The following is a 23,403-nucleotide window of genomic DNA, read 5'->3' as shown; positions in this document are numbered from 1 at the left end:
GAAATCAGATGAACACCGCAGACCAGTACGTCAAGGCGATCTACCTGCTCCAGCAGATGGAGAACGGACCCGCATCGACCGGCGCGCTCGCTGACATGCTCGACGTGAGCCCCGCGAGCGCCAACGAGATGATCGGCAAGCTCGAAGGCCGCGGCCTCGCCGAGCACGAGAAGTACAAGGGTGTCACCCTCACCGACGAGGGGATCGTCAACGCGCGCGACGCGCTGCAGACGTACTGCATCATCGAGCGCTTCCTCGCCAACGTCCTCGACGTCGAGGAGTTCCGTGCCGAGGCCCGGGAGCTCGAACCCGTCATCGACGAGACGGTCGCCGAACGACTCGACACGATCATCGAGCGCAAACCCGACTGCCCGGACTGTTTCGACCCCGAGACCGACGCCTGTCGCTTCCTCGAACTCGCCTTCGAAGAACCCGCGGACTGATCGGGGCACGGCGACTCGGACCGCTACAAACTTAAGTTTCAGATTGGTAGCTACGTCTGCAGTCCCGTGGTGGTGAGGAGACGCGATGCACCTCCGAAACTCACGGGACGAGCGAAGCGCAGTCCCGTGGTGTAGTGGCCAATCATAATGGCCTTTGGAGCCATTGACGGCGGTTCGAATCCGCCCGGGACTACTTCTTCTGCGGTTCGAACCCAGCTCCCGGTCCGGTCGTCCGCGTTCGTCTGCCTCGGACCTCCTCGTGAGTTCGCCCGACACGACAGCGCGCGGTCCCGAGTGTCAGTCGTCTGCCGGCGTCACCTCGGACGGCTGGCCGGCGGACTTCGGGTCGATCCCGCGGCGTTTGGCGTCGAACTCGGAGAGCCCGTAGACGAGTCCGACCAGGGCGAGCGCGCCGACCGGGAGCAGGACGAACGGCGAGACGCGGGTGTACCCCCACACGACCATCAGCACGGCAACCACGACGATGACGGTGGCCGCGTAGTAGAACTGCGTCCGGACGTGGTCGATCAGGTCGGCCCCGGTGAACGTCGACGACAGCACCGTCGTGTCGGAGATCGGTGAGGCGTGGTCGCCGAAGATGGCACCCGAGAACACCATGCCGACCATGACCGCGACCATGGTGTGGTTGCCGGTGAGGTCCCACGCGACCGGGACGGCGATGGGGGTCACGATGGCCATCGTCCCCCAGGAACTCCCGGTCGAGAAGGCGATAAAGGCCGCCGTGAACAGCACGACGACCGGCAGAATCTCCGGCGAGAGGAACTGTTCGACCAGGGCGGCGATGTACGCCCCCGTTCCGAGGCCACCGTCCTCGACGGGCGCGACGACGTTGCCGATCCCCCACGCGAGGACGAGGATCGTCACCGCCGTGAGCATGATCCCGAAGCCATCGATGGTCGTGTCGACGCTCTCGCCCAGCGACAGGACGTTGTAGACGTACCCGAGCGCGTAGGTCGAGACCACCATCGCGAACGACCCGAAGATCAGCGCCACGGCGTAGTCGGCGCCGGTGACCATGTCGTACACCGACGCGCCCGGTTCGAATCCGGTGTACAGCGCCGACCCGATGGTGACCGCGATCAACACGGCGATCGGAAGGAAGAACGAGATCAGTCGGGGGTCGTCGATGTTGGGCTGACCGAGTTCTGCCTCGACGTCCTGCATCGGCCGGGCGTCGTCTCGGGTCACCTTGCCGGTCTCCGAGGCGCGGTGCTCGGCGGTGAGCATCTCGCCGTAGTCACGCTGGGTGAGCACGATGGTGCCGACCATCACGATGGCCAAGATCGCGTACATGTTGTAGGGAATCGAGGAGAGGAACACCTCGAAGGAGTCCGGGATCTCGCTGTCGGCCAGGTTCGTCGCGCCGTAGCCGGACTCGATCATCGACAGCTGGAACGCGACCCACGAGGAGATCGCCAGCGTCGCTACCGGTGCCGCGGTCGAGTCGACGAGATACGAGAGCTTCTCGCGGGAGATGTGCAGGTGGTCCGAGACGTCTTTCATCGTACTCCCGACGACGGCCGTGTTGGCGTAGTCGTCGAAGAACAACACGACGCCGAGGATCCACGCCGCGACGCCGGCCTTGCGCTTCGTGTCGATCCGTTCGATCGCGAAGTTCCGAACGGCGTGCGAGCCGCCCAGTCGCCAGATCATCGCGACCGACGACCCCAGCAGCAGCGTGAAGATGATGATCTGTGCGTGGAACACGCTCTCGCCGACCGCCGCCGCGATCCAGTCGAACGTCTGGCCCAGGCCGACCCCGCCCGTGAGGATGATGCCGCCGGTCCAGATGCCGACGAACAGCGACAGCACCGCCTTCCGCGTGGCGATCGCGAGGACGATGGCCAACAGTGGCGGAGCAAGTGACAACGCTCCAAACTCTGACATGCGTGCACACACTACAACATAGTACTTAAAATTTCACTCGGAGATACGGGTTGGAATTTAATGCAGTCGCCGTCGAAGCGGCCGGTATGACGAACGTTCTCGTGCCGTTCGATGGCTCGAAGCTCGCGGTCGAGGCGCTCCGATTCGCCTACGAACGGTTTCCGGAGGCGGAGATGACGGCGCTGTTCGTCGTCGACACGAGCGTCACGTACCAACCCGAAAAGTACCTGGGTGTGAAACTCGGCGAGATATACGAGCAGCGCGAGGCCGAAGGGGAGGCGATACTCGAAGAGGCCGAGGCGCTCGCGGCGGAGTACGACGCCCCGCTGACGACGGCGATCGAGCAGGGACGTCCCTGGCAGGAGATCCTCGACTACGTCGACGATCACGACGTCGACCACGTCGTCCTCGGGAGCCACAGTCGGGACCTCCTCGAGCGGTTCTTCGTCGGGAGCGTCGCCGAGCGGGTCGTCGACCGAATTCCGGTCCCGGTAACGCTCATTCGGTGAGCGACCGACCCGTTGCTCCCTGGGCTCTCTCGGTGACCAACTCGGACGCGCGTCCGCTCACCGCCGCCCGTGGCTACTCCTCGTCCTTCGAGTCGCGCGTCGACAGCCGAAGTCGCTTGATCAGTCGTCGCGAGACGATCTCCTCGACCATCTCGACCAGCGAGTCGTCGTCGCCCGAGAGATCGGCGAACAGACCGAGAGAGATGTGACCGCCGGCCATCTGTCGGTGCCCACCCGCGCTCCCCACGTCGGAGAAGGCGTCCTCGAGGACGCGTCCGATGTGGACCCGCGAGTCGGTCGACCGCGCGCTGAGTTCGACCGCGTCGCCGATGAGTCCGAAGACGACGCACGTCTCGACCCCTTCGACGTCGCCGAGGTAGTCCGCCGCCTGTGGGATGGCGTCGCGTTCGGTCGTCCACCCCGTGTGGGAGATGAGCGTCGACCCGCGGACGGTTCGGTTGTCGATGGCGTCGCCGATCGCGTCGACGGTCGACTCGCTGACTGCGGGGTGAGCCAGGTCACGGAGGAGATCGAGGTCGAGTTTGGCGTGGAGCCGCTCGGCGGCGGCGTACTCGGCGCTCGTCACCCCTCTGAGGAACGTCAACGTCTCCTGTCTGATAGCGAACATGAGCGCCGTCGCCAGCGCGTCGGAGGTGTCGATCTCGAGGTCGGCGAGGTACTCGGTCATGATGGTCGCCGTCGCGCCGATCTCCTCGCGGTGGTCGACGTACCCGGCCTCGACGCCCTCGGTCGTGTGGTGGTCGATGACGATGTCGATCGTCACGTCCTCGGGCACCTCGTTGTTCCCCCCGGGGACGGAGTGGTCGACGAACGCGACGAGGTCTGCGGCGTCGAGCGCGTCGACGGAGAACGTCTTCAGGTCGAGGTCGAGGAGGTTCACGAACGCCCGGTTCTGCTGGTGGGAGATGGTGCCGCTGTACAGTACGGTCACGTCGTCGACGTCCGCGTCGAAGGCGATGGTCTCCAGTGCCATCGCGCTGGCCAGCGTGTCGGGATCGGGGTTGTTGTGACACACGACGGCCAGCGAATCCTGCCCGGCGAGGAACTCGGAGAGAGCACTCCCGCTCGTCATACTCGTACGGACGCCGGCCACCCTCAAGGAGCTATGGGATGGGGCTCCCGGCAGTTCGTGCCGGGCGGTTCGGTGGCGATACCGATCGCAGAACGGGTCGTATCGGCCGTGTGAGAGACGGCAGTCTTCGCAGGTGGGCCTCGGCACCACACCGACACCGGCGTCGGCGTTCACGAGTACGCCGACGTGGCGGCTGCGGCCGGACTCTTCGACACCGCACGTCGGCGTGCTCTCGCGCCACGTCCCGCCGTGACGATACCTCGGGGTCGTCGCCTACTCGTCGAGGTGTTCGATGCCCTGCTTGGAGACGTTCGCCTTCGTGATGACTTCGGGCATCCAGTCGGGTGCGTCGTCGGGCGCGGACTCCTTCCAGGCCCAGCCGTGGTAGATGTGGACCTTGTCCGTACCGCGTTCACGCAGTTGGAGCACCGCTTTGTCGTCCACCTCGTCTTCGCTCGGCGCGGGATGAAGCCGCCGAGCGGCCTTCAGCGCCGCCTGTCGTGGCGTTCGACCGCTGAACACGCTGTCTTCGGTACCGTCGTCTTCTCGGAGCACGAAGTTCCGCTTGCCGTCTTCACGAACCATACCGCTTATCACACCGGCAAGGTTAATAAAACCACCAGACGGAACGGACCTCCCCGGCGCAGTCGTGCGGTTCTCTGTTGACTGTGCTCCGACAGAAACCGCACGACGGCGACGTTACGAGAGGACGAACTCGATCCGTTCCTCCTCGCTCCCTTTGGTCTCACGCCCGACGACCTCGACGGCTCCGATCGCGCCGGTCGAGGCGACGTGCGTCCCCGCACACGCTGTCCGGTCGTACGGGTCGCCATCGGGGCCGGCGATCTCGACGATTCGGACGTCGGTGATCGAGTCGGGGAGGAGGTGGAGACGCGTCCGCTGTGGGTCGAGCGTCGCCTCGGCCGTCTCGCGGTCGAGGGCGTACCACTCGACCGTGTGGTCGGCCGCGACGAGATCGTTCAGCCGGCTTTCGATGTCCGCGAGGTCCGCCTCCGAAAAGCGCGGGTACGCACAGTCCAGATGCGCGTGATCGGTGTACAGTTGGTTCCCGGTCGTCTCTGCGTCGAACGCTTCGAGAAGCAGCGCAGAGAGGAGGTGCTGGGAGGTGTGATACCGCATGTGTGCGAACCGACGGTCCCAGTCGACGTCCCCGGTGAGCGACGTCCCCACCGATGGTGGGCGTTCGTCGAGGACGTGATAGATCGTGTCCCGTTTCTCGACTGCCGTGACCGTCCACGTCCGATCGCTCGATTCGGCACGGAGGACGCCCGTGTCGGACGGTTGACCGCCTCCCGTCGGGTAGAAACAGGTTCGGTCGAGCACGACACGGTCGTCGACCGCTCGCTCGACGGTCGCCTCGAACGTTCGGCGACCCGTGTCGTCGAGATAGATCGCGTCCGTCATACCCGCGTCGACGCGGCGGAACGACTTACGCGCGTCGCCCGCACGTCGACACACGGCCGTGGTGTGTGCCGGTGTCGTCGTAACGCCTAAGACCGGAAAAACCGTTTTGCCGTGTAATGAACTATCAGATACGATTCGAACTCGGGAGGTGTTGCCGTGGGCGTTGAAATCAAGGAGTCGCCCGTTCCGGACAGTGCCTTCGAGGAGATGGAGGCGTTCGTCTACGACTACCTCGACGCGAGCGTCGAGAACGAGGACAACGGCGGGCGAATGCGTTGGTATCCGTGGCACAGCGCGGAGTACCGCTACAACCACATTCTCAACGTCGTCGACCTCGCGGCGGAGATCGCCACGCGCGAGAGTGCCGACGTCGACGTGGTCAAAGTCGCGGCGCTGTTCCACGACATCGCGAAACTCGAAGCCGACCAGGAAGTCCACGCGGAGGAAGGCGCACGCGTCGCACGCGAGTACCTCTCGACGCACGGGGAGTTCGCGCAGTCGTTCGTCGAGCAGGTGTGTCAGGTGATCGCGGAGCACTCCTACCAGGGGCCGCTCGCCGACGTCTCGCTCGAAACCCGGTGTCTCATCGAAGCGGATATCATCGACAAGGTCGGTGCCAACGGGACGGCGCTGATGATCCTGCGGATGGGTTACGAGGCACGGACGCACATGGACGCCGCCGAGATGGTTCAGCGGGTCCTCGAGCGCGGACAGGACGCCTCCCGACGGGTCGAGTCGGACACCGCCGAGAGCCTCGTCCACCAACGGCTCACCCGCGTGAAGTGGTTCCAGGAGTGGCTCGAAGACGAGGTGCCGAACATGGACCACGAGGGGTTCGGCGGGTAAGCGTCACATCGTATCCAGCACCCCAAGAACGCGTTCCTCGGCCATCCGGGCAGGGCCGAGGCCGCTCCCGTCGCGGTCGCTCTCGCGGTGGTCGGCCGCCGTCGCGCGCATCGCCGTCGCCAACGGTGTCGACTCCCAGCCCAGCGCCGCGAGCCTCGCCGTCGACATGACGTGTGGGTACGGCCGGTACAGCGGGAAGTCGTTCGATGAGAGGTCGCCGGCCGCCAGCGCCCGTCCGCCGGCGGTGACGACCTCGACCTCCTGCCCCATCGCGTCCGCGACGAGTTCGACGTACTCCGCGAGCGTGGTGAGCCGGCGGTCCCCGACGTTGTAGGCCTCTCCCGCCTCCCCTCGCTCGGCGACGAGCCGCATCGCCCGCGCCACGTCCGGCGCGTAGACGCGGTGCCAGACGTTCGTCCCGTCGCCCGGGACGAGCACGCGGTCGTTCTCGCGCACGCGTGCGAGCCAGTAGTCCGTCCGCTCGGTGTAGTCGTGTGGCCCGTAGACGACACAGGGCCGGACCGACATCGCACGAACGCCCTCCTCGGCCGCCTCGAACACGACACGGTCGCCCGCCGCCTTCCGCGCGCCGTACGTCGTCCGAGAGTCGTCGGTCGCCTGTTTCGGCGTGCACGGCTTCAGCGAGGTCTCTCCCTCCCGCTTCGGGATCTCCTCGGCCCCGTACGCCGCCCCGCTGGAGACGTAGACGTACGCGTCGGCGTCGGCGAACACCTCGACAGCGGTCTCGACATCGCCCGGATGGTACGCGACCACGTCGAAGACCGCCTCGTACGCCGTCGTCATCGCCGCGGCCTGCAGATCCGTCTTCACCGTGCGGTCGCCGGCGACGTGATCGACACGGTCATGATCGGCGAAGGGGTTGCCGTGGTTCCCACGGTTGAACAGCGTGACGTCGTAGCCCTGATCCAGGAGGTGATCGACGAGGTGCCGGCCGACGAAGCGTGTCCCGCCGATGACGAGTGCGGTGTCCATACCGACGGTTCGGACCGTCGACGCTAAAGCGTGCCACCCGTGCGGAGCCGGCCGTGGGTGGCGGACTGGCGGTGCGTCTCTCACGCCGCACACGGAGCGGACGCACCACGCGACCGCTGACACTCCGTGGTCCCGCTCGGGGGCACGACGTGTGGTGGCCTCGCGATCGGATATGAACGTTCGGGGCGAATCGGTCGGGGAGGTGTTCGAGGGCGCGGAGGCGAACGACCGAACGGCTCGACGCCGCAGGTGCTTCGGTGACGTGGCAGCTCGCCGCTTCGACGATCGCGCCCGTTCCGTCGGCTCATCCGCCTACGGAACCGAGTTCGGCAGAATCGTACGTCGTGACCGGACACCACCGATCGGAGAGCACCAGAGGAAAAACTCGCCTCGCGTTCGACCGTCGACCTCCGCCCCTCGAACCTCAGTCGTCGCCGGTCGTCGCGACGCCCTCGACGTCGGAGTCGACGGCAGTGGCGCTGGCCTCGTCGGGGAGGTCGTTGCGCACGTCGTCGCGGGCGCGCTCGGCGATGACCTCGGCGTAGGCGTCGGGCATCACCTTCACGAACTGTTCTCGTACTCGTCCCCAGTCGTCGAGCATCCACGCCGCCCGGTCGGAGTCGGTGTACTTGGCGTGGTTCTCGACGAGGCGGCGGAGCATCGCCTCGTCGGACTCCTCCAGCGTCTCGTCGAGCGTCACCATCCCGGTGTTGGCCAAGCGCTCGAACTCGCCGTCGGGGTCGTAGACGTACGCGACCCCGCCGGACATCCCGGCCGCGAAGTTCTTCCCGGTCTCGCCGAGCACCGCGACGACCCCGCCGGTCATGTACTCACAGCCGTGGTCTCCGACGCCCTCGACGACGGCCTTCACGCCCGAGTTGCGGACGGCGAAGCGCTCGCCGGCGACGCCGTTGATGTATGCCTCACCCTGGGTCGCGCCGTACAGCGCGACGTTACCGATGAGGACGTTCTCGTCGGCGGCGTACGCCGCGTCCTCGGGCGTGCGGACGATGACTTTTCCACCGGACAGGCCCTTGCCGACGTAGTCGTTGCACGCACCCTCGATGCGCATCGTCACGCCGTTGGCGAGGAACGCGCCGAACGACTGCCCGGCGATGCCGTCGAAATCGACGCTGATCGTGTCGTCCGGCAGGCCCGCCCCGCCGTACGCCTTCGAGATGCGGTTCGAGAGCATCGCCCCGACCGCGCGGTCGACGTTCGAGATCTCCGACTGGATGCGGACCCGTCGCCCCTCATCGAGTGCGGGCTGTGCCTCCTCGATGAGGTCGTGATCCAACTGCGTGGCGACGTCCGCGTGGCGCTGTTGTTCGGTCTTGTACCGTGGACCGGGAGCGGGTTCGGCGATGATCGCCGAGAGATCCAGATGCTTTGCCTTCGGGTGGTCGGTCTCGCGCTGTTTCAACAGGGAGGGGCGGCCGACCATCTCGTCGATCGTCCGGAAGCCGAGTTCGGCCATGATCTCCCGGAGCTCCTGGGCCATGAACGTCATGTAGTTGATGACGTGCTGGGGCTTGCCGGGGAACCGTTCCCTGAGCTTCTCGTTCTGCGTCGCGACGCCGACGGGACAGGTGTTCTCGTGACACTGCCGCGCCATCACGCAGCCGCTCGTGACGAGCGACGCCGTCCCGAAGATATACTCCTCGGCGCCCAAGAGGGCGGCGACGGCGATGTCGCGGCCGGTCATCATCCCGCCGTCGGTCGTGACCTTGATGCGCGAGCGGAGGTTCGTCGCTCGGAGCATCTGGTTCGCCTCCGCGAGACCGAGTTCCCACGGGAGGCCGGCGTTCTTGATCGACGTCTTGGGGGAGGCGCCGGTGCCGCCGGAGTCACCCGAGATGTGGACCACGTCCGCGTTGGCCTTGGCGACGCCGGCGGCGATGGTGCCGATGCCCGCCTCGGAGACGAGCTTGACGTTGATATCTGCCTCAGGATTGGCGATCTTGAGGTCGTGGATGAGCTGCTTGAGGTCCTCGATGGAGTAGATGTCGTGCAGCGGCGGCGGCGAGATGAGCCCGACCCCGGGCGTGGAGTAGCGGACGTGAGCGATCATCTCGTTGACCTTCTTGCCGGGGAGGTGGCCACCTTCGCCCGGCTTCGACCCCTGTGCCATCTTGATCTGGATCTCGTCGGCGTGGGTGAGGTAATCGGAGGTGACGCCGAAGCGGCCCGAGGCGACCTGCTTGACGTTACACTCCTTCTCGGTGCCAAATCTCTCAGGGGGTTCGCCGCCCTCACCGGTGTTGGACTTCCCGCCGAGGCGGTTCATCGCGATGGAGTTGTTCTCGTGTGCCTCGGGCGAGAGGCTCCCGAGCGACATCGCCGCCGTCGAAAACCGGGTGACGATCTCCTCGATCTCCTCGACTTCCTCGATCGGGACGGGGTCGCGGTCGGAGTCGAACTCCAAGAGCCCCCGGAGCGTCTGCAGCTCCTTCGTCTGGTCGTTCACCAGCTCGGCGAAGTCACCGTACTTTTCGTAGCTCCCGGAGCGGACGGCCTGCTGGAGCGTCCCGACGGTCTGGGGGTTCCAGCGGTGGTGGAGCCCGTTCGAGCGGTTCTCGTACTCGCCCTGACGTTCGAGGTCGGGGTCGGCACCGTAGCCGACCGCGTGCCGAGTGAGCAGGTCCTCCTCGATCTGTGGGAGACCGATCCCCTCGGTTCGGATCTCGGTCCCCTCGAAGTACTCCGCGATGAACGACGAGTCGAGCCCGACGGCCTCGAAGATCTGTGCACCCTGGTACGACTCCACGGTGGAGATGCCCATCTTGGCCATCGTCTTCAGGAGGCCGTCCTCCAGGGCTTTCTTGTACGCCGCGATGGCTTCGGCCTCGTCGGCTCCGTCGGGGCCGGCGACGACGTCACAGATGGTCTGGTACGCCAGGTAGGGGTTGACCGCGTCGGCTCCGTAGCCGACGAGCGTCGCGAGGTGATGGACCTCGCGGGGGTCGCCCGATTCGAGGACGAGCCCGGCGTGGTTGCGGAGCCCGTTCCGGACGAGCGAGTGGTGGACCGCGCCGGTCGCGAGGAGACTCGGGATCGCGACCCGCTCGGGCCCGATGTCGCGGTCAGACAGCACGACGATGGTCGCCCCGTCGTCGATGACCCGCTTGACGTCCTCGCGGACGCGTTCGACCGCCGATTCGAGCGTCTTCTCCGTCTCGTAGGTGATGTCGACGACGGCCGTCGAGACGTCGCCGTCGAGCGCCTTGATCGCGGCCGCCTGGCTGTCCGTGAGGACCGGCGAGTCGAGGACGAGCTGCTGGGCGTGTTCGGGCGTCTCGTCCAGGAGGTTCCGCTGGAACCCCAGCCTGGATTCGAGCGAGGTGACGAGTTCCTCGCGGATGTAGTCCAGCGGCGGGTTCGTCACCTGCGCGAACAGCTGTTTGAAGTACGTGAACAGCGGGCGGTTGAACTCCGACAGAACGGACAGCGGGGTGTCGTCGCCCATGGAGCCGACGGGGTCCTTCCCCGACTGCGCCATCGGCTTGATGAGGTGGTTGAGCTGGTCGTGGGTGTAGCCGAACGCCGCCTGTTGTGCGCGGAGCTGTTCGGTTCGCTCCCTGGGCAGGAGGTCACCGTCCGAGATCTCCGAGAGGTTCAGCTGGTGGTCGCGGACCCACTCGCCGTACTTCTCGTCCGTGAGCTGGTCGAACACCTCGGCGTCGGGAATGACGCGCCCGTCCTCGGGGTCGGCCATGAACAGCTGTCCGGGTTTCAGGCGGCCGCGTTCCCTGATGTCGGCGGGCTCGGTGTCGAGTGCGCCGACCTCGCTCGCCATGACGAGCGTGTTATCCTCGGTGATGTCGTACCGACACGGTCGCAGGCCGTTTCGGTCCAGGACCGCCGCGACCCGGTCGCCGTCGGTGGCGGCGACGAGCGCTGGCCCGTCCCAGGGCTCGATCAGCGAGGCGTGGAAGTCGTACCAGTCCTTCCGCTCGGGAGCCATCTCCTCGTCGCCCTCGAACGCCTCGGGGATGAGCATCCGGAGGACGTGCGGGAGCTCCCGCCCCGTGTTGAGCAGGAGTTCGATCGCGTTGTCCACGGAGGCGGTGTCGGACTGGTTCGGGTCGTTGATGATCGGCATCAGCGTCTCGAGCTCCGCCCCGAAGTCGGGGTGGGCGAGATCCGTCTCCCGGGCCCGCATCCAGTTGATGTTCCCCTGGATCGTGTTGAACTCGCCGTTGTGGATGATGTTTCGGTACGGGTGGGCGAGGTGCCATGCACCCAGGGTGTTCGTCGAGAAGCGCGCGTGGACGAGCGTCAGCGTCGTCTTCATCCGCTCGTCGGTGAGGTCCGGGTAGTAGGCGGGGAGCTGTTCGCTCTTCAGCAGTCCCTTGTAGACGACGGTCTTGCGGTCAAGCGAGCAGACGTAAAAACGCTCCGCGCCGGGGAGTTCGGTCGACTCGGCCGCCTTCTCGAGGTCGCGCCGGCCGACGTACAGCGCCCGGTCGAACTCCTCGGTCGACATCCCGTTGGCGGGCGCGACGAACAGCTGTCTGACGTCCGGCTCGGATTCGAGCGCGGTCCGTCCGAGATCCGCGTTCTCCGTGGGGACGTCGCGCCAGGTGAGCACGTCGACGCCGTGGTCGGCGAGCGTCGACTCGACGACCGACTCGAGCGCGCGCCGGTCGTCACCGTTCTGTGGCATGAAGATCGACCCGACCGCGTACGTCTCGGGGAGGTCGGTGTCGACGACTGCCGCAAAGAACTCGTCCGGTCGCTGGATGAGGATGCCGGCCCCGTCACCGGTGTTCTCCTCGGCACCGGTGGTCCCGCGGTGTTCGAGGTTCTTCAGCAGGTCGAGCCCGTCCGAGACGACGTCGTGAGAGGAGCCGCCGTCGAGGTCGATTACGGCACCAACGCCGCAGTTCGAGCGCTCGTCGGCCGGATCCGCGAGCCCCGCCGATGCGGCGTGGGTGTCTCTCTGTGGCTTGGTCATACGTCCACCTGGCACTTCCTCCTTATCAGGCTATTCATAAAGGGATAAGGGTGTGTAAGTCACATATAAGGCAATTTAAGGTATCTGTATCCTTCCGTCGAGGGAGTCGACACACGCCGAACGAGACGAACGATCGTGTACGACCGCCCGGGGGAGACGAAGCGACAGCGGTGAGCACACGCTGACGACGGCGTGGGCCGCGACTGCCGACCGCCGCGCCGCCGGAGCCGAGGGGGTCGTGTGGCCGGTCTGTCGGTTCGGTCTCCCGATCGCGTATAAAGTCGGCTCCGTATGGAAATCGTACGTTTATGCTATACTGTCACACACTGTGGAATATGTCAACCGAAGGAAAACGCACGTGGACGGTCGACTCCACCCGAAGCGCACGGAGCATCGACGAACTCGACTTACACGACATCCGTGGGCGGCCGGTGCTCAAGTTCGTCACCGCGTTCGTGATCGGTGCGGTGTTCTTCTTGGTCCCCGTGCCGTACCAGGGGCAGGTCACCGTCCCGTTCGACATCGTCGTGAGCACGATTACCGAGGGCGCACCGAACGCCGTCGGCGTCTACTCCCTCGCGATCATCGTCGCCGGCGGGGTGTTGACGACCGCCGCGAGGCTCGGCTCGCCGACGGTCGCGGGCTACGACCTCTCGTACTTCGAGACGTCGACGGCGTTCTGGCTGCTCCGACTGGCGGGGCTCGTCCTCGCGCCGGTGATGTTCTTCAAACTGGGGCCCGCCTGGCTGCACACCCCCGGAACGGGCGGGCTGATGTGGGGGACGCTCGTGTACAGCGTCGGCGTCATCATCCCGATCGGGGCGATCTTCATCACCATCTTCGTCGAACTGGGTGGGTTGGAGTTCGTCGGGACGCTCGCCCGTCCGGTGATGAAACCGCTGTTCAAGATCCCGGGGCGGGCGGCGCTCGACAGCCTCGCCTCGTGGGTCGGCTCGTACAGCGTCGGGCTCTACGTGACGCGGAACGTCTTCGAGCAGGGAGGGTACCACAAGCGTGACGTCTTCACCATCGCGACGTGTTTCTCGACCGTCAGCATCGGCTTCGTCGGCGTCGTCGCCGCCACGCTCGAGATCCTCGACCTCTTCCCGGTCGTCTTCGCGGCGTACTTCGTCTGTGTCGTCGTTACGGCCGTGATCCTGGTTCGGATCCCGCCGATCTCGACGATCCCCGAGGAGTACATCGCCGAGCCGGATCCCGAAGTGGCCTTCTCGGGCGGGCCGACGGAGTACGTCCGACTCGCCCTCTCGGAGGCCGTCAAGAAAGCCGAGGAGGGGGAGAGCTTCACCGCCGCGGCCACGCGCGGGTTCGTCGACGGACTCAAACTCACGAGCCTGATCCTCGGGACCATCCTTGCGGTCGGTCTCGCGGCGACGCTTTTGTCCGCGAATACGCCCGTCTTCGACATCCTCGGCCGGCCACTCACCCCCGTCATCGCCGCGCTCGGCATCCCCGACGCGGCGACCGTGGCGCCGGCGACGATCGTCGGCATCACCGAGATGTACGTGCCGGTGTTGCTCGTCACCGAAACCGCCCTGAAGGCGAAGTTCTTCGTCGCCGTGTTGGCCGTCTCTCAGCTGATCTTCTTCTCGAGCGTCGGTCCTATGACGATGGACATGTTCAGCGACGTCCCGGTTCGGTTCCGTGACCTCGTGGTGCTGTTCGTCATGCGGACGGTCGTTCTCGTCCCGCTGATCGCCGGGCTCACCCACCTTCTCGCCTTCCTCGGCGTTCTCGGGTAGCCGGCCGTCGTCGCTCCCGGCCGACCGTGGGGATCGCGGCGGCCGAACGCGACACGCCGCCGCGCCCCTCGGCGTCCGGTCTCTCGACGCCCCGGCTCAGTACGACTTCGCGAAGTACGCCGTCTCGACCGCCTCGTCGCCACAGATCGCACACGCCTCGCCCTCGTGGACGAGTTCGCCAGGTTCGTCGTCGGCGTGGAACGGCACCATGACGATCTCGGCGGCGATCTGGTCTTTGATCTCGGTCTCGCAGGCCTCCTTGCCGCACCACGGCGCTTTCACGTAGCCGCCGTGTCGACCCAGCGTGCCCAGGATCTCGTCTCGACTGTCCGCGTGGCGGACGCTTCCCTCGAGCGTCTCCTCCGCGGCGGCGTACAGCTTCGCGTACACCTCGTCGAAGTGGTCTTCGACCGTGGAGACGACGCCCTCCCGGGAGACCTCGTGTTTCTCGCCGTCGGGGCGGTGCGCGAGGGTGAGCACCCCGTCGTCGACCTCGTTCGGGCCGATCTCGATCCGGAGGGGGACGCCCTTCAGCTCCCACTCGTTGAACTTGAACCCCGGATTGCGCTCGTCGCGGTCGTCGAGTTCGACCCTGAGACCGGCGTCGGCGAGTTCGTCGGCGACGCCCGCGGCGTAGTCGAGCACCGCGTCCTTGGTGTCGGCCTGCCAGATGGGGACGACGACGACCTGCTCGGGCGCGATCGCCGGCGGGAGGACGAGTCCCTGGTCGTCCGAGTGCGTCATGATGAGCGCGCCGAGCGCCCGCCAGGAGAGTCCCCAGGAGGTGGTGTGGGCGACCTGCTCCTCTTCGGCCTCGTCGGTGTAGGTGATGTCGAACGCCTCGGCGAAGGAGGTGCCGAGGTGGTGGCTCGTCGCGCCCTGCACCGACTTGCCGTCGGGCATCAGCGCCTCGACCGTCGTCGTCGTGTGTGCGCCGGGGAACTTGTCGTGGTCGGGCTTTTGCCCTCTGAGGACGGGAATCGCGAGCACCTCCTCGTACGTCTCCTGGTACTGGTCCAGCCGGGTAACCGTCTCCTCCCACGCGTCGTCGTGGGTCGCGTGGGCGGTGTGGCCCTCCTGCCAGAGGAACTCCTTCGTCCGGAAGAACGGCTTCGTCTCCGTCGCCTCCCAGCGGACGACGGAGGCCCACTGGTTCACCCTGAGGGGGAGGTCGCGGTGACTCCGGACCCACTGGCTCATGTACGGCGCGATGATCGACTCCGAGGTAGGCCGGACGGCGAGGCGTTCTTCCAGCTCCTCGTGGCCGCCGTGGGTGACCCACGCCACCTCGGGGTCGAACCCCTCGACGACGTCCTTCTCGCGTTCGAGGTACGACTCGGGGATGAAAAGCGGGAAGTAGGCGTTCCGGACGCCCGTGGCCTTGAACTTCGCGTCGAGCGCCCGCTGGAGCCGCTCCCAGAGCGCGTAGCCGCGCGGACGGGTGATGATGAACCCGCTCATCCCCTCGGGGGCGTAGTTCGCCAGCCCCGCCTTCTGTACGACTTCGGCGTACCACTCGCCCGTTCTGTGTGACTTCGACTCGGTGATCCCGAGCTCCTGGTCGTCGGTCATTGCCGTGGCGTTGCGTCAGCGCCGTCTTAAAGACCCCGAACGGTCGGTTTCGATCGCCCACCTGACCCACACGGGACAGCCGCCCCCGCTCCGTCGCCCCCGCGCCGATTCGTCGGCACCTCACGCCGACCGGGTCCGGTCGTGTGTCCCCGACCGGTCGGGGTAGCTACTCGCCACCGATTACCGCCCTCACCCAGCGGGTCCCGCCGGTGCTCCTCGCGGAGTACGAACACGACGTGCTGGTGAACGTCACGCCGTGTCGGAGCCGCGAGCGGTGCGTCGCCGAGCGCCTCGACGCGCTCGAAGTCGAGGCTGGGCGTCCAGCACGCGCCCCGGTGCTCGCGGCTCATCCGGTGAGGCCGGCGCTCAGACGGTCTGTTGGCACTGGCATCCGGTCGTCGCCACCCCCGGGGGCGGCGACAGCCGGCACTGACTGACGACAGCCCCGCTCAGTCCTCACCGCGCGTCGACACCGCAAAGGGGTCGCCGTCGCGCCACGACCAGCCGGGGAGCCGGGTCTGAAAGCCCGCCGCGAGCGCCGCGTCGAGGTCGTCGACGCCGGCGACGCCGTCGCTGTGGGTGAACACGTCCGCGATGTGGAACGTCGCCTGCGCCAGGAGCGCGAGCGGTTGGCCGCCCGCGATCGTCGCCGCCAACTCCCGCCCGAGGACCTCGTCGACGACGAACCCCGGGTAGTCGCCGTCGACGTCGAGGTCGCGGAGGAGCGCGACGTACGCCGCGACGTTGACCCCGCGTTCCCCATTGGCGAACACCGCGTCGACCTCCCTGCGGTAGTCGGCCTCGGTCACGGGGTCGACCGTGACGTCGAACGCCGCCCCCAGTCGCGCCCGGGTGTCGTTGATGACGGTGACGATCCGTGGCGCACGTGCTCGCGTCCACTCGTACTCGGCTTCGACCCGGTCGGGCGTGAGTCGCATGGGTCGCCCGAGGGGGAGCGGACACTTCGCGTTTGCGAAGGCTTTTATAACTCCGCGGTGATAGAACCGACTAAGCGGGTTCTCACTGCCTCTTCCCGCACCGCAGTCACGACACTGCACTACTGACCTAGTCGACAATGCACTCTCGGCTCTCCCCTCACCGGTCCGCTCCCACCCGAGTGACCGCCGTCGCGGGCGAGGCCGACGACCGCGGTGAGGTGGCGGTGGACGAACCCGACCCCGATACGTCCACAGGCTGGGCGGATCGTTCTCAGTTATGAGTTCCGTAGACAAACAGCTCGAAAATCTACAAGCAGAGATCGAGGCCGAACTCCCGACGGACATCTCGGTTTCGGACGTGAAGTACGAGGGACCGGAGCTGGTGGTGTACACCAGACATCCCAAGCAGTTCGCTCGCAACGGCGACCTCATCCGCAAACTGGCCTCCAAGCTCAGGAAACGCATCACGGTTCGGCCCGACCCCGACGTGCTCACTCCGCCGCGGGAGGCCGAGGCGCAGGTGCTCGACGTCATCCCCGAGGAGGCCGGCGTCACCTCGCTGGACTTCCACGAGGACACCGGCGAGATCGTCATCGAGGCCGCAAAGCCCGGGATGGTCATCGGGCGACACGGCTCCACCCTTCGTAAAATAACCCAGGAGGTCGGCTGGACCCCCGAGGTCGTCCGGACGCCGCCGATCGAGTCGGCCACCGTCTCGAACGTCCGCAACTTCCTCAAACAGGAGCGCGAGGAACGCCGGTCGATCCTCGAACGCGTCGGCCGACAGATCCACCGCCAGGAACTGTCGAACGACGAGTGGGTGCGGATCACCACCCTGGGCTGTTGCCGCGAGGTCGGGCGGGCCTCGTTCATCCTGTCGACCCCCGAGACCCGGGTGCTGATCGACTGCGGCGACAAGCCCGGTGCCGAGGGGGAGGTTCCGTACCTCCAGGTGCCGGAGGCGCTCGGGGCGGGGGCGAACACGCTCGACGCGGTCGTCCTCACCCACGCCCACCTCGACCACTCCGCGCTCATTCCCCTCCTATTCAAGTACGGCTACGACGGTCCCATCTACTGTACGGAGCCGACGCGCGACCTGATGGGACTGCTCACGCTGGACTACCTCGACGTCGCCTCGAAGGAAGGCCGGACCCCGCCGTACGAGTCGGAGATGGTCCGCGCGGCGATCAAGCACTGTATTCCGCTCGAATACGGCGACGTGACCGACATCGCGCCGGACGTGAAACTCACGTTCCACAACGCAGGCCACATCCTGGGTTCGGCGGTCACCCACTTCCACATCGGTGACGGCCTCTACAACGTCGCCTTCTCGGGCGACATTCACTACAAGGACACCCGGCTGTTCAACGGCGCGGTCAACGACTTCCCCCGCGTCGAGACGCTCGTCCTCGAGTCGACCTACGGCGGCAGAAACGACTACCAGACCGACCAGGAGGACTCCGAGCGCAAACTGCTCGACATCATCAAGCAGACGCACGACCAGGGCGGGAAGGTCGTCATTCCCGCGTTCGCAGTGGGGCGCTCTCAGGAGATCATGCTCGTCTTGGAGGAAGCCATGCGGAACGACAAGATCCCCTCCATGCCCGTCCACCTCGATGGGATGATCTGGGAGGCGACGGCGATCCACACTACCTACCCCGAGTACCTCCGCGACGACCTCAGGGACAGGATCTTCCACGAGGACGCCAACCCCTTCCTCGCCGAGGAGTTCAACCACATCGACGGCGGCGAGGACGAGCGCCAGGAAGTGAAGGACGGCGGCCCCGCGATCATCCTCTCGACCTCCGGGATGATCACCGGCGGGCCGATCATGTCCTGGCTCCGCCACCTCGGCCCCGACCCGGATTCGAACCTCGTCTTCGTCGGCTACCAGGCGCAGGGGACGCTCGGTCGACGAATCCAGAACGGCTGGGACGAGATCCCGGTGAACGACCGCAACGACAGGGGGCGGTCGTCGACGCTCACGCTGAAGATGGGCGTCGAGACCGTCGACGGCTTCTCCGGCCACGCGGATCGACAGGGCCTGGAGAACTTCGTGAAGACGATGAACCCCCGCCCGGAGAAGGTGCTCTGCGTCCACGGCGACGAACGCTCGGTGCAGGACCTCTCGTCGGCGCTGTACCACAACTACAACATGCGGACGTTCGCGCCGAAGAACCTCGAGACGTTCCGGTTCAAGTAGCCGGCAGGCGGCCCGTTTCCGGACCACGCGCGAGGCGATTCGATATCCTCACCTCACGACCGTCACTGTCGGGAGCGACCGCTCAGTGCCGGCGGACGACCGCCGGGACCGCCTCGGTCGGTTGCATCGTGATCGCCGCCCGCCGCGGCAGGTCGTCGACTGTCACCTCCACGTCCCAGTCGGCGAACAGCGTCGCGAGGATGAGCTTCGACTCGACGATGGCGAGTTGCCGCCCGATACACGCCCGCGGGCCGGCACCGAACGGGAAGTACGCGGGTACCTCCGCGGGCTTCGTCTCGGCCCACCGCCCGGGATCGAACTCGTCGGGAGCGTCCCAGTGTCTGGGACTCCGGTGGATCGCCCACTGCGGGAGCATCAGCGGCGCGCCCGCGGGGAGACGGTAGTCGCCGAGGCGGACGTCGGCGAGCGGTTCGCGGAACAGCGCCCACACCGGGGGAAGGACGCGGAGCGTCTCGTGGATCACCTGCTCCGTGTAGTCGAGCGCCGCGAGGTCCTCCCACCTGGGCGCGCCGTCGACCACCGCGTCGACCTCGTCGTGGAGGGTCGCACGCGCCGCCGGGTTCCACGAGAGGAGAGAGAGCGCGTAGGTGAGCGTGAGCGCGGTGGTCTCGTGCCCCGCTAGGAGCATCGTCATCACCTGGTCGCGGAGTTCGTCCGCGGGGAACGCGTCGGGGTCGTCGGCGATGGCCCGTTCCAGCAGCGAGAGCACGTCGTCGCCGCCGGGTTCGTGCATCGCGACCACCCGCGCGGTCACGTCTTCGAGTTCGCGGATCGCCTGCTGGTACTCGCGCGGCGGGGGCGTCTGGAGCCATGGCGGACGGACGACGCCACCGGGCGAGACGGCCAGTCCCTCGCCGACGTCGAGCATCGCGTCGCCGACCGCGGCGGCGTCCGCGCGCGAGAGGTCGACGCCGAGGAGCAGGCGCGAGATGATCCGGACGGTGAGCACCCCGAGCTCGCGGTAGAGGTCGAACTCGTCGCCGTCGGTCCACCCCGCCGTCGTCGCTCGGGTGAAGTCGACGATGGTGTCGCCGAAGCCGCGGAGCCGCGAGGTGAAGAAGGCGGGCTGGAGCGTCGTTCGCTGGCGTCGCCAGTGGTCGCCCCCGCTGGTCAGCAGTCCCTCGCCGACCAGTGGGTCGACGAGTTCGGGCCGGAACCCCGGCTTTCGGTAGCGACCGTGGTCGTCGACGAGCACCCGCTGGACGAGCCCGGGGTCGAGGACGACGTAGATGCCGGGGCCGACCGCCCCCGAGAGGTGGACGATTCCGTCCGCGTAGGCGTCGCCGATGGCATCGAGGTAGTCGAGCGGGGCGCGGGCGAACCGGAGGGCGTTGCCGACGACGGGGTCGCCCGGCGGCGAGTGCGGCGCGTGCATGTGGGTCGCTCGGGGCCGCGCGAGGTAATCGTTGACGGCCGGTCGCGCTCACACTCGTTCCCGTCCGCGTCCCGTCCGCGTCCGCGCCGGCCGCCGGAGCCGTCACGTTTCTACCGACGCGGTCCGACCATCGTCACGATGAGCGACCGACGGGACGAACCCGCAGAGAACATCAGCGGCGGCGACGCGGGTGGCGGGGCGTTCGCCGCGTTCGAGGGGAGCGACCACGAGGCCGAGACGCGCGCGGAGGCGGTCGTCGACGCGCTCGGCGAGATGTACTGGCAGAAGGCCTACGGCGGCCAGGACGGCTTCGAGTGCCTGGTTCGCACCATCTTGAGTCAGAACACCTCGGACAAGGCGAGCCAGCCGGCCCACGACAGCCTCATGGAGCGGTACGGGCCCGCTGACCGCCTGGCCGAGACGCTCGCCGGCGTCCCGCAGGACGACCTCGCCGAGACGATCGCCTCGGCGGGGCTGTACAACCAGAAGTCCGAGGTCATTATCCGAGCAGCCGAGTGGGCGCTCGACCGGTTCGGTTCTACTCCCGAATTCGACCACTTCGTCCGCGAGCGCGACCCGGGCGAGGTCCGCGAGACGCTCCTCTCGGTGTCCGGCGTCGGTCCCAAAACCGCCGATTGCGTGCTCCTGTTCGCCGGCGGTCGCGGCGGCGTCTTCCCCGTCGACACCCACGTCCACCGCATCGCTCGGCGGATGGGACTCGCGCCCGCCGCCGCCGACCACGAGGCGGTCCGAGCGCACCTGGAAGGGAACGTCCCCGCGGAGAAGTGCGGCTTCGGGCACACAGCGATGATCCAGTTCGGCCGCGAGTACTGCGCTGCCCGCAAACCCGCCTGTCTCGACGGGCCCGAGGCCTGCCCGCTGTACGACCTGTGTGACCGTGTGGGGATCGACGAACTCGACGGGGAGGTCGTCGACCCGAGCGAAGTCGTCGACGGCTGAGAACCGCCCGTCAACCGATCCCGGCGCACGACCGACCGCCGCGTCGCCGACGCAGCCGAGGAGACACGTTTTCTCCGTGCCGGGCGTACATCGCGGCATGTCCGCTTCCCCCACCGAGTTCACCATGCCCGGCACGGCCCGTGTCGGCCGGGTCGCCCTCCGTGTCGGCTCGATCGATCGACTCCTCTCGTTCTACCGCGACGTGGTCGGGCTCGACGTCGCCGTCGACGGGGACGAAGCGGTTCTCTCCGCCGCGGGGGAGCCACTGGTCGTCCTCCACGAGGACCCCGGCGCGCCCGCCCGTCCGGACGACGCCGCGGGCCTGTTCCACCTCGCCGTCCGCGTGCCGAGTCGGGCGGCGCTCGGCGACGCCCTCGCGCGGATCGAGGCCTCGGATGCGTCGCTCACCGGCGCGTCGGACCACCTCGTGAGCGAGGCGCTCTACCTCCGCGACCCCGAGGGAAACGGCGTCGAGATCTACTCCGACCGCCCGCGCGGGGCGTGGACGACCACCGACGACGGGGTCGAGATGGACACCCTTCGACTGGACCTCGACGACGTGGCCGCGGCGGCGACCGGTGGCGACGCCGTGCCCGCCGGTACGGACCTCGGACACGTCCACCTCGAAGTGACCGCGCTCGACCGTGCGCGGTCGTTCTACGTCGACGGCCTCGGGTTGAACGTCCGGACGGAGGCGTACCGGGGGGCGCTGTTCGTCGCCGCCGGGGAGTACCACCACCACGTCGGCCTCAACACGTGGAACCGACGGCAGGAAGCCAGCGGCGCACACTGGGGGATCGAGTGGTTCGAGTTCCGCCTCCCCGACCGGGCGACGCTCGACGATCTCCGCGAGCACCTCGCCGCCAGAGGGATAGATGTCTCCCCCGACGGGCGGGTCGTCGACCCGGACGGGATCGGCGTCCACTTGACCGTCGAGTCCTGACGCGCCCGATTCAGGTCGAACACGCCGCCTCCTCGACCGGCCCCTCGACCGGCGCGTCGGCGGCGCGGTAGTCGGCGTCCGCCGCCGTCCCCTCGAACGCCGGGACCGTGAACCGGTAGTCGAAGGCGAACGCGAACGGCTCGAACGGGTCCGCGACGAAGCGCGTCGCGTTCGCCTCCTCGCCGTCGACGACCGCGGACAACAGCGACAGATGAACCACGAGGCGGAGCTGTGGGCTCTCGGTGCCGATCACGAACCCCGTCCCGTTCGGCGAAAAACACCGGTTCTCCTCCGCTTCGGGCCCCGTGGTCGCGGCGGCCGTCGTGACCGCGGACACCGGCGGTGCGGCCACGACGAGGGCGAGCACGAGCGCCGAGACGACGAGCGACGGTGCGGTGACGGGGCCGGGACGGGACATGGACGTGAGTATAGGGAACTGCAAAAAGATCAAACAAACAGATAGTATCGGGGGCAAACAGTCCGCTCTAGAGGCGAACAGTCGGCTGAATGGATCGAACCGTTTAGCCGGAGACCAACGCCTCGACGATCGCGTCGGCGCTGGACCGGTTCGTCGCGAGCGGGACGTCGTGGACGTCACAGATCCGGAGGAGCGCGGAGACGTCGGGCTCGTGTGGCTGGGCCGTGAGCGGGTCGCGGAAGAAGACGATCCCGTGGCACGTGCCCGCGGCAACCTCGGCACCGATCTGGAGGTCGCCACCCAGCGGTCCCGACTGCTTCCGTTCGACGTCGAGGGCGGTCGCCTCCCGGAGGCGCTTGCCGGTCGTCCCGGTCGCTATGAGATCACACTCGCCGAGCAGGTGCTCGTGTTCCTGCGCGAAATCGATGAGTTCAGGCTTCTTCTCGTCGTGAGCGATGAGCGCGAGACGCATGCGCGAGCGTGGGTGACCGCGTGGCTTGAAAGTATGGCACGGGGAACTGTCGCCCTGTCGCCGTCGGAGGCGCGTCCCCGGCCGTCGGTTACGGATCGATCCAGTCCCGGACCGGAGCCGCCTCACACCTCGACGCTGAGCGTGAAGACGAGCGCCGCGCCCGCCCGGAGCGACTCGACCATCGCGCGGTCGACCCCAACGGCGGCGTGGTCGGCGTCGACCATCACGGTTCGGTCGTCGACGTAGTCGCTCGTGCGCGCGACGGCCGAGCGGTCGCTGTCGAAGGTGAGGTCGGGGTGGCCGCGGCCCGTGATCGTCTGGGTGTGATCATCCACCTCTATCCGGGCGGTGATCCGCGCCGTGCGGTCGCGGCACGCCTCGACGAACGCCGGATCGAACGCAGCGGGCGAGCGGTCGGCCTCGACAGCGATAATGCAGTCGCCGGCGGGCGTGAGCCAGTCGTCGGTCGTCACCTCGAAGGTGCTCGCGTGTTCGGCCCGGACGTTGTCGTGACCGCGGGCGTGGATGACCTCTCTCATACGCCGATCTGACCCCGCGAGCGGCAAG

General features: G+C 67.4%; 20 protein-coding genes and 1 tRNA gene. 9 read left to right on the top strand and 12 right to left on the bottom strand.

The annotated features are described in order from the left end of the window. Positions 1-8: 8 nt before the first annotated feature. Positions 9-443: a metal-dependent transcriptional regulator gene (locus tag NKJ07_RS09845; protein ID WP_318570410.1), complete on the top strand. Its 435-nt coding sequence runs from the start codon at positions 9-11 to the stop codon at positions 441-443. A 120-nt stretch (positions 444-563) separates the two neighbouring features. Next, positions 564-636: transfer RNA gene (locus NKJ07_RS09840), tRNA-Gln, on the top strand. Between the two features lie 104 nt (positions 637-740). Here the strand turns inward: NKJ07_RS09840 and NKJ07_RS09835 are convergent. Continuing rightward, positions 741-2,351, bottom strand: coding sequence for a Na+/H+ antiporter NhaC family protein (locus NKJ07_RS09835; protein ID WP_318570409.1), 1,611 nt, complete (start codon positions 2,349-2,351; stop codon positions 741-743). An 86-nt stretch (positions 2,352-2,437) separates the two neighbouring features. Here NKJ07_RS09835 and NKJ07_RS09830 point away from each other — a divergent pair, with 86 nt between their 5' ends. Then, a complete protein-coding gene (locus NKJ07_RS09830; protein WP_318570408.1) occupies positions 2,438-2,860 on the top strand; it encodes a universal stress protein in 423 nt (140 codons plus the stop codon). Between the two features lie 73 nt (positions 2,861-2,933). Here NKJ07_RS09830 and NKJ07_RS09825 read toward each other — a convergent pair whose 3' ends face one another. The 3 genes from NKJ07_RS09825 to NKJ07_RS09815 form a co-directional block, all read right to left on the bottom strand. Beyond that, positions 2,934-3,953, bottom strand: coding sequence for a DHH family phosphoesterase (locus NKJ07_RS09825; RefSeq protein ID WP_318570407.1), 1,020 nt, complete (start codon positions 3,951-3,953; stop codon positions 2,934-2,936). A 273-nt stretch (positions 3,954-4,226) separates the two neighbouring features. Then, entirely contained in the window at positions 4,227-4,538 is a 312-nt protein-coding gene (locus NKJ07_RS09820; protein WP_318570406.1) for a non-histone chromosomal MC1 family protein, read from the bottom strand. Positions 4,539-4,652: 114 nt separating this feature from the next. After that, on the bottom strand, positions 4,653-5,378 hold the full coding sequence (locus NKJ07_RS09815; RefSeq protein WP_318570405.1) for an alanyl-tRNA editing protein: 726 nt from the start codon (positions 5,376-5,378) through the stop codon (positions 4,653-4,655). 156 nt (positions 5,379-5,534) lie between these two features. Between NKJ07_RS09815 and NKJ07_RS09810 the strand changes: the two genes are divergently transcribed. Next, positions 5,535-6,224, top strand: coding sequence for an HD domain-containing protein (locus tag NKJ07_RS09810; protein WP_318570404.1), 690 nt, complete (start codon positions 5,535-5,537; stop codon positions 6,222-6,224). 3 nt (positions 6,225-6,227) lie between these two features. Here NKJ07_RS09810 and NKJ07_RS09805 read toward each other — a convergent pair whose 3' ends face one another. Then, positions 6,228-7,217: an NAD-dependent epimerase/dehydratase family protein gene (locus NKJ07_RS09805; protein ID WP_318570403.1), complete on the bottom strand. Its 990-nt coding sequence runs from the start codon at positions 7,215-7,217 to the stop codon at positions 6,228-6,230. Positions 7,218-7,641: 424 nt separating this feature from the next. Further along, on the bottom strand, positions 7,642-12,174 hold the full coding sequence (gene gltB / locus NKJ07_RS09800; protein ID WP_318570402.1) for a glutamate synthase large subunit: 4,533 nt from the start codon (positions 12,172-12,174) through the stop codon (positions 7,642-7,644). Between the two features lie 335 nt (positions 12,175-12,509). Here gltB and NKJ07_RS09795 point away from each other — a divergent pair, with 335 nt between their 5' ends. Further along, positions 12,510-13,934, top strand: a complete 1,425-nt coding sequence (locus NKJ07_RS09795; protein WP_318570401.1) for a YjiH family protein — start codon at positions 12,510-12,512, stop codon at positions 13,932-13,934. 96 nt (positions 13,935-14,030) lie between these two features. Here NKJ07_RS09795 and proS read toward each other — a convergent pair whose 3' ends face one another. Beyond that, complete coding sequence (proS, locus tag NKJ07_RS09790) at positions 14,031-15,506, bottom strand: proline--tRNA ligase (protein WP_318570400.1); 1,476 nt, start codon at positions 15,504-15,506, stop codon at positions 14,031-14,033. Positions 15,507-15,649: 143 nt separating this feature from the next. On the opposite strand from proS, the gene NKJ07_RS09785 reads away from it, so the two are divergent. Then, a complete protein-coding gene (locus NKJ07_RS09785; RefSeq protein ID WP_318570399.1) occupies positions 15,650-15,943 on the top strand; it encodes a hypothetical protein in 294 nt (97 codons plus the stop codon). Between the two features lie 12 nt (positions 15,944-15,955). On the opposite strand, the gene NKJ07_RS09780 is transcribed toward NKJ07_RS09785, so the two are convergent. Further along, entirely contained in the window at positions 15,956-16,444 is a 489-nt protein-coding gene (locus NKJ07_RS09780) for a DUF7984 family protein (RefSeq protein WP_318570398.1), read from the bottom strand. 277 nt (positions 16,445-16,721) lie between these two features. Here NKJ07_RS09780 and NKJ07_RS09775 point away from each other — a divergent pair, with 277 nt between their 5' ends. Further along, positions 16,722-18,647, top strand: coding sequence for a beta-CASP ribonuclease aCPSF1 (locus tag NKJ07_RS09775; RefSeq protein ID WP_318570397.1), 1,926 nt, complete (start codon positions 16,722-16,724; stop codon positions 18,645-18,647). Between the two features lie 82 nt (positions 18,648-18,729). On the opposite strand, the gene NKJ07_RS09770 is transcribed toward NKJ07_RS09775, so the two are convergent. Beyond that, complete coding sequence (locus tag NKJ07_RS09770) at positions 18,730-20,043, bottom strand: cytochrome P450 (protein WP_318570396.1); 1,314 nt, start codon at positions 20,041-20,043, stop codon at positions 18,730-18,732. A gap of 138 nt (positions 20,044-20,181) precedes the next feature. Between NKJ07_RS09770 and NKJ07_RS09765 the strand changes: the two genes are divergently transcribed. Together NKJ07_RS09765 and NKJ07_RS09760 are read left to right on the top strand one after the other, a co-directional pair. Then, positions 20,182-21,003: an endonuclease III domain-containing protein gene (locus tag NKJ07_RS09765; RefSeq protein WP_318570395.1), complete on the top strand. Its 822-nt coding sequence runs from the start codon at positions 20,182-20,184 to the stop codon at positions 21,001-21,003. A 97-nt stretch (positions 21,004-21,100) separates the two neighbouring features. Further along, positions 21,101-21,946, top strand: coding sequence for a VOC family protein (locus NKJ07_RS09760; protein WP_318570394.1), 846 nt, complete (start codon positions 21,101-21,103; stop codon positions 21,944-21,946). A gap of 10 nt (positions 21,947-21,956) precedes the next feature. On the opposite strand, the gene NKJ07_RS09755 is transcribed toward NKJ07_RS09760, so the two are convergent. The 3 genes from NKJ07_RS09755 to NKJ07_RS09745 all read right to left on the bottom strand — a co-directional run bounded on the left by NKJ07_RS09755 (position 21,957) and on the right by NKJ07_RS09745 (position 23,375). Further along, positions 21,957-22,364: a DUF7332 family protein gene (locus NKJ07_RS09755; RefSeq protein WP_318570393.1), complete on the bottom strand. Its 408-nt coding sequence runs from the start codon at positions 22,362-22,364 to the stop codon at positions 21,957-21,959. Between the two features lie 103 nt (positions 22,365-22,467). Then, positions 22,468-22,836 (bottom strand): methylglyoxal synthase, encoded by a 369-nt coding sequence (locus NKJ07_RS09750; RefSeq protein ID WP_318570392.1) that lies wholly within the window; start codon positions 22,834-22,836, stop codon positions 22,468-22,470. Positions 22,837-22,958: 122 nt separating this feature from the next. After that, on the bottom strand, positions 22,959-23,375 hold the full coding sequence (locus NKJ07_RS09745) for a DUF371 domain-containing protein (protein ID WP_318570391.1): 417 nt from the start codon (positions 23,373-23,375) through the stop codon (positions 22,959-22,961). Between the last annotated feature and the right edge of the window lie 28 nt (positions 23,376-23,403).

The organism is Salinigranum marinum (genome assembly GCF_024228675.1).
Classification (GTDB): domain Archaea; phylum Halobacteriota; class Halobacteria; order Halobacteriales; family Haloferacaceae; genus Salinigranum; species Salinigranum marinum.
This window is presented reverse-complemented; position numbering and strand designations above follow the sequence as displayed.